The following is a 13,995-nucleotide window of genomic DNA, read 5'->3' as shown; positions in this document are numbered from 1 at the left end:
GGCGTCTCGAAGCATGTCCGAATCACTGACCCCGGTGGTCGAGTAGCGCCGTCTACGGCGCGTATCGAGGCCCTCTCCGCGGACGGCTTCGATACGGGCGCAGGGCGCCCTACTCGACCAACGAGCTTCCGCCCTCACCCGGTGGTCGGGCAGGCGCGCAAGCGCCGTATCGCGGCCCTCGGACGCCTACCAGGCGTCGCCGACGGTGGGGAGCTGGATGAGCACCTCGTCGACCTTCTCCGGGATGCAGAGGTCGAGCAGCTCGGTCATGGCGGCGTCCTCCCCGTAGGCGGCACCGACGCGCAACCCGACGAGGGTGTTGATCAGCATGCCCTGGGCGAGGAACATCTGCGCCGTCTCTGCGTCCATGCCGACCTCCGTCCGCAGGAAGCGCCAGACGTCGGCGAAGTGACCGCGTGCGGCGGGACCGATCTCGGAGTCGCCTCCGAGTAGGAACGCGGCAGAGAGGCTCTGCAGCAGGCCACGCTCGGCGAGCAGCCCGATGTAGGCGTCCCCCATGCGCTGGGTCCGTTCGGCAGGCTCGCCGGCGACCGCAGCACGGAAGGCCGCGAAGAGCTTGACCAGCGCCCGATCCAGTACGGCGAGGAACAGCTTCTGCTTGGTTCCGAACAGCCGCACCACGTACGGCTGGCTGACTCCCGCCGCCCGAGCCACGTCGTCGGTCGTGGTGCCCGCATACGTCTTGGCGCCGAAGACGGCGGTCGCCGCGTGCAGGATCGATTCCCGCCGGTCGTCGGCCGCCATGCGCGGGGCGGGGAGTGTCGAAGTCACGCTTGACATGTTATCAGTCGATTACTACCGTGAGGTAATCATTCGATTACAACCATCGATTCCGGCTAGGAGCTGCCCCATGTCCGCCACTTCCCCGCGTGCGGTGCGACCGATCTGGCTCGTCCTGCTCGCCGCAGCGCTGCCCATGTTCATGGCCACCCTCGACAACCTCGTGATGACCAACGCACTCCCCGTGCTGCACGCCGAGCTCGGCGCCTCTGTCGAAGAGCTTCAGTGGTTCATCAACGCCTACACGCTGGCCTTCGCTTCGACGATCCTGATGGCCGTCGCCCTCGGCGACAGGTACGGACGGCGCACGGTCTTCCTGTTCGGCATCGTCCTGTTCACCGTCAGCTCCGCCTTCGCGGCGCTGAGCACCGACCCGACGCAGCTGATCGTCGCCCGCGCGCTGCAGGGCTTCGGCGGAGCCGCCATCATGCCGCTCTCCCTCGCCCTGCTGGCGGGATCCGTCAGCGCGGCCCGTCGCCCTCTCGCGATCGGCATCTGGGGCGGCGTCTCCGGACTCGGCGTCGCCGTCGGCCCGCTGATCGGCGGCGCCATCGTCGAGGGCCTCAACTGGCAGTCGATCTTCTGGATCAACGTGCCGATCGGCATCATCTCCATCGCGCTGGTCGCCATCGCCCTGCCCAACTCGTTCGGCGCCCGAGCCCGCGCCGATGTGCTCGGCCTCGTGCTCGCGGGTCTCGGCATCCTCGGCCTGGTCTTCGGGATCGTCCGGGGCAACGACGCCGGATGGACGAGCGTCGAGGTCCTCGGATCGTTGGTCGCCGGAGTCGCCCTGCTGATCGGCTTCCTCGTCTGGGAGTCGCGGACCTCCTCGCCGCTGCTGCCGCTCCGTCTCTTCCGCGATCGCTCGTTCACCGTGGCGAACATCGTCGGGTTCGGCTTCAGCTTCGGCATCTTCGGCGCGATCTTCCTGCTGATCCAGTTCCTGCAGGTCGTCCAAGGCGCGTCGCCGTTCGAGGCCGCGCTGCAGACGTCGCCGTGGACGCTGGCCCCGATGGTCGTCGCACCGCTCGCCGGCGCCTTCGTGGGACGGGTCGGCTTCCGCCCCTTCATCGTGGCCGGTCTGGTGCTCCAGTCCGCCGCCCTGTTCTGGATCGCCCTGACCATGAGCAGCGACGTGGCGTACGCGACGCTCGTGCCGCCGTTCATCCTGGCGGGGATCGGCATGGGCCTGGTCTTCGCTCCGTCGTCGACCGCGGTGCTCGCCACGATGACCGAGCGGGATCACGCGAAGGCGTCCGGCGCCAACTCGACCATCCGGGAGATCGGGGTGGCTCTGGGGATCGCGGTCCTGACTGCCGTCTTCACGGGCAACGGCGGCGAACTGACGCCCACCGGCTACGTGGACGCCGCCGTTCCCGCGGTGATCGTCGGAGCCGCGGTTCTGCTGGTCGCCGCGATCGGCGCCCTCGCTCTGCCAGGCCGCAGGGTGCTGGCCGAGCAGCAGGCGGTCGAGACCACGGCCGAGAGTCGCGAGCTCACGACCGTCTGACCCTTCGCGCGGGTGACGGAGCCATCCCGCGGGTGCGACGACACCCGCGGGATGGCCCTTTCGCCGCCCTAGCGGGATCCGGTCGCGCGGTCAGACCAGCAGCAGCGAGATCACGAGGAGCGCGGGCACCGCGCCGATGGTGCTCAGCAGCACGGCATCCCGCGCGATGACCTCGCCCCGTCCATAGCGCTGGGCGTAGTTGAAGACGTTCTGCGCGCTGGGCAGAGCCGCCAGCACCACGACGGAGTGCAGAGATTCGGCGGAGAGCCCGAACGCCGTGCCCGCGACCCAGGCGACGACCGGCATCAGCACGAGCTTGATGGCGGTCGCGAGCGCGATCTCCTTGCGCCCGGAACCCGGCTGGAAGACCTTCTGCCCGTGCAGGGAGATGCCGAAGCCGATCAGCACCAGCGGCACGGTGGCGGCACCGACCAGCTGGAACGGCGCCATCACCGGCGCCGGGATCTGCAGTCCGGTCACCGACACGATGACGCCGAGCAGGGAGGCGATGATCAGCGGATTGCGCACGGGCTGAAGCAGGATCCGGCTCAGTGACAGCTTTCCCGTCGTGCTGAGGTCGAGGATCGTGAGCGCGATGGGGGCGAGCACCAGCAGCTGGAGCAGGATCACCGGTGCCGGCAGCGCGGCGTCGCCGAGGACGTAGACGGCGACCGGGATGCCGATGTTGTTGGCGTTGACGTATCCGGAGGCCAGTCCGCCGATGACGACCTCCGGCAGCTTCCGCCGCCAGATCAGGGTGGCGACCAGCACGAACAGCCCGGCGCTGGTGATGGCCGCGATGGCCGAGACCACGAGCACGCTGGAGAAGAGCGTCGCCACGTCCGCTTCGGCCAGCACGGTGAACAGCAGGCAGGGCGAGAGGACGAAGAAGACCAGTCGGCTGAGCACGGCACGCGGGTCCGTCCCGAGAAGGTCGGTCCGACCGATGATGTAGCCGAGCAGGATGATGGCGCCGATGATCCCGAAGCCCGTGAGGACCCCGATCACCCGGTCTGACCGATCACCGCTCCATCCTTCCAGGGCAGAGGACACGGGCCCGCCACTGCGTCATGGTGGTCGGCGGCCCGGCCCGATAGCGTCGGTGGATGAGCGATCCGCAGCCCCAGGACGAGCGCCCGACGCCAGGCGTCCCGGCATACGGCGCTCTCGTCGCCGCCCCCTCGGCCGCAGTGCCGAAGGAGCCGCGCAAGGCCTGGGACCTGGCCATCGCCATCGTGCTGCTCGTGCTGCTGCTGCCGATCGACTTCCTGATCTCGTACGCCGGCGCCTTCCTCGCCTTCGCGAGCGACAGCTGCACGGCGGACACGTGCAGCACCGGGCAGCTGAGCGCCGGAGTGATCGTCGCCCTCACCGGCCCGACCGTCGTCCTGCTGATCGGTCTGGTCGTCGCGATCATCCGCATCGTGCGCCGCCGCCTGGCCTTCTGGGTGCCGATCGTGGCGCTGGCCGGAATGATCGGCATCTGGGCGATCGGCGCCGCTCTGGTCTTCACCAGCGTGTCCGGTTAGGGCCGAACGGTCTCAGACGCACGATTCCTGCGTTCCACGCAACGTACACGCAGTCCCCTGCAGCTTCTGCGCCCGGCCGCGCCGAATACCCTCGATCGATGGCATGCGTTCGGTGTGCTCGAGCGACGAGGACGGTGAAGAGATGGCACGGACCCAGCAGGCCGATGAGAGAAGCGGCAGCCGCGGTGCAGTGATCGGCGAACCGGAGACTGTCGTCGACGCAGCCCTCGTCGACCCAGCCCTCGTCGACGCAGCCCTTGCAGAAGTCCGGGCGAGCCACGCCTGGTTGGATCTGAAGGCGGCCGTGGGTGCGCTCCAGCCGTTGCAGCAGAAGGACGGCGCCCTCGCCGCAGATGCCGACCCTGCTGAGGCGACGGCTCTGATCGCCCGCGTCCGAAGCGCCCTCGCCCAGCTGGCTCCCGCGTTCCCGCACGACGCCGCCTACTTCGCCGCCCTCGACGCGGATCTCGCCCGCTGGGTGGTCGGCGGATTCGACGTGCCGGACTTCCTGGATTCGCTCGAAGCCTTCCAGCCCCAGCAGCACCGGATCGATGGCCTCGGTCATCTGGTGCTGTTCCCGATGCACACCCAGAACGGCAGCGCGCAGCGCCTGTTCGAGGCGGTGCTGATCGAGACGGTCTGGCCGGAGTTCATCGACTCCCTCGAGGCCGGCGCCTATTCGAACGCGCTGTTCGTGCCGATCCGCTTCGTGGACTTCACGAGCGGCTACGACACGAACTCAGCGGTGCTCTTCCCCGAGACGGTCGCCATGCGCGAGATCCCGACCTTCACCTGGGGCGCCATCTTCGCCGACCGCGAGGCCGCCCGATTCCGCCGGGTCACACGCGCCGCCGCCGACATCACTCGACTCGCGCTCCCTGCCGACGCCGCGCGTCTCCTCGAGGACCAGCGTCTCGCCGAGGAGACCTTCGTGATGTGGGATCTGATCCACGATCGCACCCACATGCGCGGCGACCTGCCCTTCGATCCGTTCATGATCAAGCAGAGGATGCCGTACTTCCTCTACTCGCTCGAGGAGCTGCGCTGCGATCTGACCGCCTTCCGCGAGTCCGTGCGGCTGGCCCGGAGTGAGGACACCGACGAGGTCACCCGCGATCGGGCTCAGCTGGTGCAGTACGCGGTGCTCTTCGACCGTCTGTTCCGGTTCCCGCTGACCGGCTCGCGGGTACGCAACTACGACGGCCTCGGCGGCCAGCTGCTGTTCGCGTGGCTGCATCAGCATCGCGTCCTGCATTGGACGGACACCTCACTCGCCTTCGACTGGGACGGCGTGCCCGACGCGGTGGTCGCCCTCTCTGACGCGATCGACGAGCTGTACTGGCGCTCGATCGACCGGCCGAAGGCCGCGCACTGGCTCGCCGCGTACGAGCTCGTCCGGTCGGTGCTCGATCCGCACCCTGCATCCAAGTGGGCACGCGGGCTGTCCGACGAGATCCTCTCCGGACCGCCGAAGGGCATGACCGACGCCGTGCTCGACGACGAGTTCCCGCTCTCGATGTTCTACGAGGCGCTCGGCCGGAAGCTCGGCGGAGTGATCGAGTCGACGGCAGGCATCACCGGCTCGGACTGACGCGGCGGCGCGTCAGCTCCGGGCACCCGCCTGCAGGGCGCGTTCCCGGAGCGCGCCGAGGTCGACCTTGCCGGTCGGGCTCCGGTCCAGATCGGGGAGCACCAGCACGTGGCGCGGCTTCTTGTATCCGGCCAGCTCGTGGCCCACATGGGCGATCAGCTCGCCGACATCGAGCTCCGCCGGATCCTCGGCTGCGACCGCTGCCGCGACCACCTCGCCCCAGCGGGGGTCGGGCAGGCCGAAGACGACCGCGTCGAGGACCCCCGGGAAGCGCATCAGCGACTCCTCGACCTCCGTCGGATAGACCTTCTCGCCTCCGGAGTTCACCACCGAGCTGCCTCGGCCGAGCAGCTCGACGTGCAGATCGGGCTGCACGCGCACCAGGTCGCCGGGGATCACATGGCGCTTCCCGTTGATCTGCAGGAACGTCGCATCGGTCTTGGCCTGGTCCTTGTAGTAGCCCTTGGGCATGCCGCTGTTGAAGGCGATCCGCCCGAGCGCCCCGACGACGGTCTGGACCTCGTTCATCCCGCTGTCCAGCACCACCGCCCCCGGGGTGAGACGCAGGCGGGACGGCAGGTCGTCGACCGTCCGGGTGAGGGCGATCGCGAGGGCGCCCGCCTCGGTCGACGCGAGGATGTCGCCGATCGTGATCGCGCCCATGGAGTGCAGGCGTCCCTTCGTCGCGTCGCTGAAGCGCATCCCGGAGCTCACGATCGACTCGAGGTGCGGCAGCTGCGAGACGCCCAGGTCGCTCAGCGCGTCGAGCAGGGGGATGGCGATCGCGTCGCCGGCGACCACGAGCCGCGTGACGCGGTGCTCGGTCATCACCCGGTAGGCGCGCACCGGGTCGAACGCCGGCCAGGGGGTGATGACGACGGTGCCGCCCAGCAGGAAGGCGTTCATCGTGCTGGTCAGCGCGGTGCCGTGCATGAACGGTGCGAGCGGAAGCAGCGCGATCCTCGGCGTCGACGGGTCGGCGGCGATCCGCACGACCTCGTCCGGGTCGTCGACCGGGGTCAGCCCGACGGTCGTGTATGCGTTGTAGAGCTGCATCGCGAGGAGATCCGATACGCCCCAGACGACGCCCTTCGGCGTTCCCGTGGTGCCGCCGGTGTAGAGGAAGAGCTCGCCGTCGGGAGCCGGCTCGTGCGCGCGAGGCTCGACACCGAGGTACTGCTCGAAGTCCAGCGCACCGGCGATCAGCGCCCCGGGACCGTCCTCCACCTGGAGCAGGATCGGCCGGACGGGCAGCCCGACCAGCGCCTCCTCGACGACCTTCGCCAGGCTGGCCGGGTAGACGAGGGCCGTCGAATCCGAGTCGAGCAGCAGCGCGGCGACCTCGGACGAGCGGTAGCGGAAGTTGAGTGCCACCGGCGCGACGCCGAGCTTCAGCGCGGCGTACATGGCGATGAGCCACTCCGGCCGGTTGTGCAGGAGGATCGCCAGCTTGTCGCCCGCCCGCATGCCTCTGCCGTGCAGCAGGCCGGCCAGCCGCGCGGCGGCGGCATCGAACGTCCGGTAGTCCAGGGTGCTGCCGCCCGCTGTCACGATCGCGGCGCGATCGGGCTCGGCAAGCGCAATCCGGTGCCAGAGGTCGGCGTAGTGCGCGCGCACGGCTAGTCGAGCGGAGCGAAGGTCGGGCCGGACGGCTGCGCGGATGCACCGAGTTCCGATGTCCACAGCTCGTGGATGGCCGCCGCCGTCCAGCCTCCGTCCGCGTCGCGCGTCTCAAGAACGGCGGGGTGCGCGTAGAGCGTGAGGCGATCGCCGCCCAGTCCGATGGCCTGGCCGGTCACGCCGGCCGAAGCCTCGGAGGCGAGCCAGACGATCAGCGGTGCCACATCGTCGGGGGAGCCGAGCGCATGCTCGCGGCGGATGACCTGCGGCAGGGCCTCGCCGGCGAGGAAGCTCTCGTAGGCGGCCGCGTAGATCGGCATCGTCCCCGTCATCGCGGTCATGGCGGTGGGGATGACCGCGTTGGCGGTCACCTGGGCGCGCGCGAGCTCGAGCGACCAGGTCCGAGCCATCGCGACGATGCCCGCCTTCACGGCGGAGTAGGCCGTCTGCCCGAAGCTGCCGAACTGTCCTGCGGGTGAGCCGATGAGGATGAGCCGACCGCCTTCGCCCGCTGCTCGGAAGTGCACCGCAGCGGCGCGTGCGCAGGCGAACGTTCCGCGCAGGTGGGTCTGCACGACGAGGTCGAACTCGTCGTCGCTGGTCTTCCAGAGCACGCGGTCGCGGAGGACTCCCGCGTTGGTCACCATCGCGTCGAGGCGGCCGAACTCCCCCACTGCGGCGGAGACCAGGAGATCCGCCGTCTCCGCTGATCCGACGGCGGCGACCACCGTGGCCGCCCGGCCTCCCGCCGTCCGCACGAGGTCCGCGGTCTCCTCCGCGGCGTCTGCGTCGACGTCGTTCACCACGACCGCGGCTCCCGCATCGGCGAGGGCCAGCGCGTAGCTGCGTCCGAGACCGCGCCCGCTGCCGGTGACGACTGCGACGCGGGCGTCGAGGCGGATCGGGTCGGGGCGGACCGAATCGGGGCTGATCGGATCGGGGCTGATCGCGCTCATCGGTAGTACCGCAGCACCTGGTCGGCGACGCAAGCGGGCTTCGCGCCGCCGTCGATCTCGAAGGTGACGCGGGCGACGACCTGGTAGCCGCTGTCGCCGGCGATCGGATCCACCGACACCAGGTGGACCAGAGCGCGGATGCGAGACCCGACCGGCACAGGCGCGGGGAAGCGCAGGCGGTCCAGCCCGTAGTTGATCCCGACGCCGACCCCGGTGACCTGGAAGACCTCGGCCATCAGGGGCACGATGAGGCTCAGGGTCAGGTAGCCGTGCGCGATCGTACCGCCGAAGGCGGTGCCGGCGGCGAAGTCCGGGTCGAGATGGATCGGGTTGCGATCGCCCGACAGCTCGGCGTAGGCCGCCACCTCGTCCTGGGTGATCGTGCGCCAGGACGACGGCCCGAAGGAGCGTCCTACCAGGTCGGGCAGCTCGTCGAGCGGGATCACCGCGGTACTGTCGGAAGTCGTGGTCATGCGTGAGCTCCTCTGCGCCATTGCATTGCGATTGCAGGTTACCTGAAATCTTTCCCCAGCGTCGAATGGACCTCGTCGTCCTGATCCGAGTGGATGAACATGACCAACCCGCGCACCGGCTATCCGGACGGCTACCTGATCTACCTCATCAAGCAGATCGACTCCGGACTGCGCCGTCCGTTCGACGAGCTCATCTCGGGGCACGGCATCTCCACCGCGGGCTACACCGCGCTGACGGTCCTGCAGAGCCGGCCGGGGATGACCTCCTCCGAGCTGGCTCGGCGCACCTTCGTCCGCGCGCAGACCATGGCTGAGACGGTGACCTCCCTCACCCAGGCCGGATACGTGCGGCGCGAGAAGGATCCCGCTCACGGGCTTCAGATCCTGCTCTACATCACCGATCTGGGCCTCGAGCGCGTCGCCGAGCTGGCGCCCGAGGTGGCCCACCTCGAGTCAGACCTCGTCGGCGCGCTCGGCGAGGGCGAGCCCGCCGAGCTGATCCGAGCCCTGCGCGCCTGCCGCGATGCGCTCGCCGCGCTGTCCCGCGACGAGCGCCCCTCGGTCTGAGGCGCCGCCGTCAGCGGCCGACGGCGAACGGATCGGGCGCCGCGATCACGACCGACTTGGACCGCGTGTAGTGCATCAGGGCCTCCGGGCCGTTCTCGCGGCCGTAGCCGGAGTTCTTCACCCCGCCGAAGGTCAGCGTCGGATCCAGCTGTCCCCAGCCGTTGACCCAGATGATGCCCGCCTCCAGACGCCGGGCCACGCGCATCGCCTTGACGATGTCCGAGGTCTGGATGCCCATCGCGAGTCCGTAGCGGGTGGAGTTCGCGAGTGCGATCGCCTCCTCCTCGGTGTCGAAGACCTGCACGGTGAGCACGGGTCCGAAGACCTCCTCCTGCACCGCCTCGGCATCGTTGGCGAGACCGGTGATGATGGTCGGCCGGTAGTAGAAGCCGCCGTCGAGCTCCATCCGCTCGCCGCCGACGACGACCGTCCCGCCCGCCGCCTTTGCACGCTCGACGAAGCCGCTGACCCGGTCGAGATGTCGCTGCGACACGAGCGGGCCGATCACCGTGCCGGGCTCGTCGGTTCGTCCGATGGGCACACCGGGCACCGCCTGCGCCAGGACGGCCATGAGCGGGTCGTGCAGCTCGCGCTGCACCAGGAGCCGGACGCCCGCCATGCAGAACTGGCCGGAGTTGAACACGAAGGCGTTGATTGCGGCAGCGACGGCGGTGTCGAGATCGGCATCGGCGAAGACGATGTTCGCGCCGTTGCCGCCGAGCTCGGTCATGACGGGCTTGAACAGCTCGCCGCACTTCGCCGCGACCTTCGAGCCGACGGCAGTGGAGCCGGTGAAGGCGATCATGTTGACGTCGGGGTGCTCGACGATGCGCTCGCCGAGGGCGGGTCCGACGCCGGTCACCAGGTTGTAGACACCGCGAGGGACGCCCGCGTCCTCGAGGATCTGAGCGAGGATCGCCGCGGACAGCGGAGTGTCCTCGGCCGGCTTGTGCACGACGGAGTTGCCCATGGCGAGCGCGGGTGCGAGCTTCGAGGCCGTCAGGATGATCGGGAAGTTGAACGGCGTCAGTGCCCCCACCACCCCGATGGGCTCGCGGGTCGTGTACTGGAACGCCGCGAGGGTGGTGTCGCGCAGGGCTCCCTGCTGCGTCTGGGCGAGCGCCGCGTAGTACTCGAACGTCTCGGCCGCCGTCGCCACATCGATGACGCGCGCGAAGACGATCGGCTTGCCCACGTCGCTGCTCTCGGCCTGCGCGAGCTCCTCGGAGCGCTCCCGGATGAGAGCGGCGACCCGGATCAGCACGCGGGCGCGCTCCCGGCCGGACAGATCGGACCAGACGCCGCTGTCGAAGGAGGCCTTCGCCGCAGCGACCGCCGCGTCGACGTCGGCGACCGTCGCGACCGCCGATTCGGCGATCTTCCGACCGGTCGCCGGGTCGATGACATCGGAGCGCTCGCCGCTCGACGAGTCGCGCCACTCGCCGCCGATGTACAGGCGGCCGCCTGCAATGGTCGCCCGCCCGGTGTCCGCTTCCAGCACAGTGCCGCTCATGTCCGCTCCTCATCGAGTCCATGCGCTCCGACCCATCCGAATCGCACGGCCGCAGCAGGGGTTTCAGGTTACCTGACTATGGTCCAGAATGGACCCGCGTCCTGCGATCCTCCAAGTCCCCTCCGGTGCATCCGTCGGACGCCTCCCTCCCTGTCGAAGACGACCGGGACGCACCACTCCGAGAACAGGAAGCGAACGATGTCGATCGCCGGCCGCGCAGCAGTAGTCCACGGTGCGGGAGCACCCTTCGAGATCACGGATGTGGTCGTCGGCGACCCCGGGCCGGGCCAGGTCCGGGTGCGGCTGGTCGCGACGGGGCTCTGCCACTCCGACCTGGCGCTCAAGGAGGCCGGTGCACCGTTCCCCATGCCGGGCATCCTCGGCCATGGGGAGCCGGCGTCGTCGAGTCCGTCGGCAGCGACGTGACCTCCGTCCAGCCGGGCGACAAGGTGCTGCTGTCCTTCAGCTACTGCGGCGAGTGCGGGCCCTGCACCTCGGGCCACCCCGCCTACTGCGTCGACTGGTTCCCGCTGAATCTGCTGGGCGTCTCCCGCGGTCCGGAATCGGGTGAGGTCAGCGGCGGCGACACAGTGCTGCAGTCCCATTTCATGGGCCAGTCGTCGTTCGCGGAGTACTGCATCGCCGACGAGCACAGCGTGGTCAAGGTGTCCCCCGACGCGGACCTCGAGCTGCTCGCGCCCCTCGGCTGCGGCGTGATCACGGGTGTCGGCTCGATCTGGAACGTGCTCAAGCCGGGTCCCGCCGATGTCGTCGCGGTCTACGGAGTGGGCGGGGTGGGGATCTCGGGCGTCTGGGCCGCAGCTCAGCGCACCCCCGCCATGGTCATCGCCATCGACCGGGTCGCGGCACGGCTCGAGCTGGCGCGCGAGTTCGGGGCGACCCACGTCATCGACGCATCGACGGAGGACGTGGCGGCCCGACTCGCCGAGCTCACGAACGGGTGCGGGGTGGACAAGTCGATGGACACCACCGCGCACCCCGCGGTCGGATCGCAGGCGTTCGACTCCACCGCGATCGGCGGCACCGTGCTCATCGTCGGCGTCGCGCAGCCGGGCATCAAGCTTCCCGTCGAGATGAACAGCCTCATCAACGGCAAGACCCTCACCGGGGTCACCCTCGGCGACGCACAGCCGCCCGTGCTCATCCAGGAGCTCATCGGCCATGTCGGATCCGGAAGATTCCCGATCGAGCGCATGCAGCGGCGGTACGCGTTCGCCGACATCTGGCAGGCCGAGCGGGACATGCTCGACGGGAGCACGGTGAAGCCCATCCTGGTGTTCTGAAGCCGGCGTCCGACACCCTTGCGAGCCTGCTGCCCGGAGCGCTTCAGTCCCCCGTCACCGGAGGTCCGAGGGTTGGCGCGCCCGAGACCGGCCGCATAGCGTTGGGGCATGCTGACCCTGACCGGCATCACCAAGACCTACGGCGATCGCCGCGCGCTGGACGATGTCTCGTTCGGCATCGAGCGCGGACGCCTGACCGGATTCGTCGGCGCCAACGGAGCGGGCAAGACGACGACCATGCGCATCCTGCTCGGACTTCTCGTGCCCGACGGGGGCACCGTGGAGCAGGACGGAATGGTCGTCGGCGCGGATCAGCGGCGACGGTTCGGCTACATGCCCGAGGAGCGAGGCCTCTATCCGAAGATGAAGGTCGCCGAGCAGATCGAGTACCTCGGCCGCCTGCGCGGAATGGGCAAGCGCTCCGCGGCGAGCGCCACCGCAGAGCTGCTCGAGAGGCTCGGGCTCTCGGAGCGCGCGGGCGATCTGGTGGAGAAGCTGTCCCTCGGCAATCAGCAGCGTGCCCAGATCGCCGCCGCCCTCGTGCACGATCCCGACGTCCTCGTGCTCGACGAGCCGTTCTCCGGACTCGATCCGCTCGCCGTCGACAGTGTCGCGGGGGTGCTCAGCGACGCGGCGGCCAGGGGCGCCTCCGTGCTCTTCTCCAGCCACCAGCTCGAGCTCGTGGAGCGGCTCTGCCAGGACATCGTGGTGATCGCAGGCGGCACCATCCGAGCGAGTGGATCAGCGGACGCGCTGCGCGACCAGAACGCAGGGTCCCGCTTCGAGCTGCTGGTCCGGCAGGATCTCGAATGGCTGAGCGCGGTCGACGGGGTGCGCATCCTCCAGGCGCGACCGGGCTGGGCCCTCTTCGAGGCGTCGCCCGAGACCGCTCAGCGGGTGCTCGAGCGGGCGATCGGCAGCGGTGTGGTGAGCTTCGCACCCCACCGGCCGTCGCTCACCGAGGTGTTCCGGGAGGTCGTGCAATGAGCGCACCATCCGGCGAGCGGGCGAGACTGCTGCCCTTCCGATCCGCCGTCGCCCTCGTGGCATCACGCGAGATCCGGATGGCGCTGCGGAGCAAGGCGTTCCTCATCTCCACCGGCATCCTCATGCTGGCGGTGCTCGCGAGCATCGTGATCGGCGGCTTCGCGTCGCGGAGCGGATCCGACACCGCGGTCGCCGTCGTCGCGGAGACATCGTCGATCGTGGATGGCGTCGACGGGCTGACGGTGACGAGCGCCGACTCCGAGTCCGATGCCGAGCAGCTCGTCCGGGACGGGAAGGTGTCCGCGGCAGTCCTCCCGTCGGACGAGCCGCTCGGCTACCGGATCGTGGCACTGGACGAGTCCCCCGGCTCGCTCGTCCAGCGGCTCAGCGTCAGTCCGAGCGTCGAGCTCCTCACGCCCTCCCAGCAGGACGGAGCGCTGGTCTACTTCGTGGCGCTCGGGTTCGGGCTGGTGTTCTTCATGAGCTCCATCACCTTCGGCTCGGCTATCGCGCAGAGCGTGGTCGAGGAGAAGCAGACGCGGGTGGTGGAGATCCTGCTGTCCGCCATCCCGGCGCGCGCCCTGCTGGCCGGAAAGGTGATCGGCAACAGCGTGCTCGCGTTCGGTCAGATCGTCGCCATCGCCCTGCTCGCATCGGTCGGCATCGCGATCAACGGCGCGGGGAGCCTGCTCAGCGCCATCGGCGCTCCCATCGTCTGGTTCGTGGTGTTCTTCACCGTCGGCTTCGTGCTCCTGGCCGCCCTGTTCGCCGCGACCGCCGCCACGGTGTCCCGACAGCAGGACGTGGCGACCGCGACCGCGCCGGTGACGACGCTCGTGATGATCCCCTACCTCGCGATCCTGTTCTTCACCAGCAACGAGGCGGTGCTCACCGTCATGTCCTACGTGCCGTTCTCCTCTCCCGTCGGAATGCCGATGCGGCTCTACCTCGGGCAGGCGCAGTGGTGGGAGCCGCTGCTGTCGCTGGCCATCGTGATCGCATCGACCGTCGTGGTCATCGCGGTGGGTGCGCGCATCTACGAGAACTCACTGCTGCGGATGGGCTCGAAGGTGTCGCTGCGGGCGGCCTACAAGCGCTGATCCGATGCCGCCGCGGCCCGTCCGGAGTGTGAGCGCGCCGACCG

14 protein-coding genes are annotated in these 13,995 nt (G+C 69.6%); 8 read left to right on the top strand and 6 right to left on the bottom strand.

Going from position 1 to position 13,995, the window contains the following annotated elements; translation table 11 throughout:
- Positions 1–186: 186 nt before the first annotated feature.
- The gene (locus E6C64_RS12635; protein ID WP_136427859.1) at positions 187–801 is read right to left on the bottom strand and encodes a TetR/AcrR family transcriptional regulator; all 615 of its coding nucleotides are present in this window, start codon (positions 799–801) and stop codon (positions 187–189) included.
- 70 nt (positions 802–871) lie between these two features.
- Between E6C64_RS12635 and E6C64_RS12630 the strand changes: the two genes are divergently transcribed.
- Entirely contained in the window at positions 872–2,311 is a 1,440-nt protein-coding gene (locus tag E6C64_RS12630; protein WP_136427858.1) for a DHA2 family efflux MFS transporter permease subunit, read from the top strand.
- 90 nt (positions 2,312–2,401) lie between these two features.
- Here the strand turns inward: E6C64_RS12630 and E6C64_RS12625 are convergent, their stop codons facing one another.
- Positions 2,402–3,319, bottom strand: a complete 918-nt coding sequence (locus tag E6C64_RS12625) for an AEC family transporter (RefSeq protein ID WP_136427857.1) — start codon at positions 3,317–3,319, stop codon at positions 2,402–2,404.
- Positions 3,320–3,417: 98 nt separating this feature from the next.
- Here E6C64_RS12625 and E6C64_RS12620 point away from each other — a divergent pair, with 98 nt between their 5' ends.
- Together E6C64_RS12620 and E6C64_RS12615 are read left to right on the top strand one after the other, a co-directional pair.
- Positions 3,418–3,840 (top strand): DUF6264 family protein, encoded by a 423-nt coding sequence (locus E6C64_RS12620; protein WP_136427856.1) that lies wholly within the window; start codon positions 3,418–3,420, stop codon positions 3,838–3,840.
- 142 nt (positions 3,841–3,982) lie between these two features.
- The gene (locus E6C64_RS12615; protein ID WP_233255611.1) at positions 3,983–5,431 is read left to right on the top strand and encodes a DUF6421 family protein; all 1,449 of its coding nucleotides are present in this window, start codon (positions 3,983–3,985) and stop codon (positions 5,429–5,431) included.
- Between the two features lie 12 nt (positions 5,432–5,443).
- Here E6C64_RS12615 and E6C64_RS12610 read toward each other — a convergent pair whose 3' ends face one another.
- Genes E6C64_RS12610 through E6C64_RS12600 form a run of 3 tightly spaced genes read right to left on the bottom strand, consistent with a single transcriptional unit; the run spans position 5,444 to position 8,480 of the window.
- Complete coding sequence (locus E6C64_RS12610; protein WP_136427855.1) at positions 5,444–7,048, bottom strand: AMP-binding protein; 1,605 nt, start codon at positions 7,046–7,048, stop codon at positions 5,444–5,446.
- A 2-nt stretch (positions 7,049–7,050) separates the two neighbouring features.
- On the bottom strand, positions 7,051–8,007 hold the full coding sequence (locus E6C64_RS12605) for an SDR family NAD(P)-dependent oxidoreductase (protein WP_136427854.1): 957 nt from the start codon (positions 8,005–8,007) through the stop codon (positions 7,051–7,053).
- A complete protein-coding gene (locus E6C64_RS12600) occupies positions 8,004–8,480 on the bottom strand; it encodes a MaoC family dehydratase (RefSeq protein WP_136427853.1) in 477 nt (158 codons plus the stop codon). Before E6C64_RS12600 ends, E6C64_RS12605 begins: the two co-directional genes overlap by 4 nt.
- A 99-nt stretch (positions 8,481–8,579) precedes the next feature.
- On the opposite strand from E6C64_RS12600, the gene E6C64_RS12595 reads away from it, so the two are divergent.
- Positions 8,580–9,047: a MarR family winged helix-turn-helix transcriptional regulator gene (locus E6C64_RS12595; protein ID WP_158437855.1), complete on the top strand. Its 468-nt coding sequence runs from the start codon at positions 8,580–8,582 to the stop codon at positions 9,045–9,047.
- A gap of 10 nt (positions 9,048–9,057) precedes the next feature.
- Here E6C64_RS12595 and E6C64_RS12590 read toward each other — a convergent pair whose 3' ends face one another.
- Entirely contained in the window at positions 9,058–10,560 is a 1,503-nt protein-coding gene (locus tag E6C64_RS12590; RefSeq protein ID WP_136427851.1) for an aldehyde dehydrogenase family protein, read from the bottom strand.
- Positions 10,561–10,758: 198 nt separating this feature from the next.
- Between E6C64_RS12590 and E6C64_RS19235 the strand changes: the two genes are divergently transcribed.
- From E6C64_RS19235 to E6C64_RS12575, 4 genes are all read left to right on the top strand, one after another.
- On the top strand, positions 10,759–10,986 hold the full coding sequence (locus E6C64_RS19235; protein ID WP_199241034.1) for an alcohol dehydrogenase catalytic domain-containing protein: 228 nt from the start codon (positions 10,759–10,761) through the stop codon (positions 10,984–10,986).
- On the top strand, positions 10,983–11,864 hold the full coding sequence (locus E6C64_RS12585; RefSeq protein ID WP_199241033.1) for a zinc-binding dehydrogenase: 882 nt from the start codon (positions 10,983–10,985) through the stop codon (positions 11,862–11,864). The genes E6C64_RS19235 and E6C64_RS12585 overlap by 4 nt, the downstream gene beginning before the upstream one ends.
- Positions 11,865–11,972: 108 nt before the next feature.
- Positions 11,973–12,851, top strand: a complete 879-nt coding sequence (locus tag E6C64_RS12580) for an ABC transporter ATP-binding protein (RefSeq protein WP_136427850.1) — start codon at positions 11,973–11,975, stop codon at positions 12,849–12,851.
- Entirely contained in the window at positions 12,848–13,951 is a 1,104-nt protein-coding gene (locus E6C64_RS12575; protein ID WP_136427849.1) for an ABC transporter permease, read from the top strand. Before E6C64_RS12580 ends, E6C64_RS12575 begins: the two co-directional genes overlap by 4 nt.
- Positions 13,952–13,995 lie beyond the last annotated feature (44 nt).

The sequence above is a fragment of the Naasia lichenicola genome (assembly GCF_004801885.1).
Lineage (GTDB): Bacteria > Actinomycetota > Actinomycetes > Actinomycetales > Microbacteriaceae > Naasia > Naasia lichenicola.
Note: the sequence above shows the minus strand (reverse complement) of the source record. Positions and strands in the feature narration are given on the sequence as shown.

Excerpts from the sequence above, each read along its gene's own strand:
- E6C64_RS12620 (WP_136427856.1), top strand. The coding sequence starts at position 3,418 with ATGAGCGATCCGCAGCCCCAGGACGAGCGCCCGACGCCAGGCGTCCCG.
- E6C64_RS12575 (WP_136427849.1), top strand. The coding sequence starts at position 12,848 with ATGAGCGCACCATCCGGCGAGCGGGCGAGACTGCTGCCCTTCCGATCC.
- E6C64_RS12600 (WP_136427853.1), bottom strand. The coding sequence starts at position 8,480 with ATGACCACGACTTCCGACAGTACCGCGGTGATCCCGCTCGACGAGCTG.
- E6C64_RS12635 (WP_136427859.1), bottom strand. The coding sequence starts at position 801 with ATGTCAAGCGTGACTTCGACACTCCCCGCCCCGCGCATGGCGGCCGAC.
- E6C64_RS12630 (WP_136427858.1), top strand. The coding sequence starts at position 872 with ATGTCCGCCACTTCCCCGCGTGCGGTGCGACCGATCTGGCTCGTCCTG.
- E6C64_RS12605 (WP_136427854.1), bottom strand. The coding sequence starts at position 8,007 with ATGAGCGCGATCAGCCCCGATCCGATCAGCCCCGATTCGGTCCGCCCC.
- E6C64_RS19235 (WP_199241034.1), top strand. The coding sequence starts at position 10,759 with ATGTCGATCGCCGGCCGCGCAGCAGTAGTCCACGGTGCGGGAGCACCC.
- E6C64_RS12615 (WP_233255611.1), top strand. The coding sequence starts at position 3,983 with ATGGCACGGACCCAGCAGGCCGATGAGAGAAGCGGCAGCCGCGGTGCA.
- E6C64_RS12590 (WP_136427851.1), bottom strand. The coding sequence starts at position 10,560 with ATGAGCGGCACTGTGCTGGAAGCGGACACCGGGCGGGCGACCATTGCA.
- E6C64_RS12595 (WP_158437855.1), top strand. The coding sequence starts at position 8,580 with ATGACCAACCCGCGCACCGGCTATCCGGACGGCTACCTGATCTACCTC.
- E6C64_RS12580 (WP_136427850.1), top strand. The coding sequence starts at position 11,973 with ATGCTGACCCTGACCGGCATCACCAAGACCTACGGCGATCGCCGCGCG.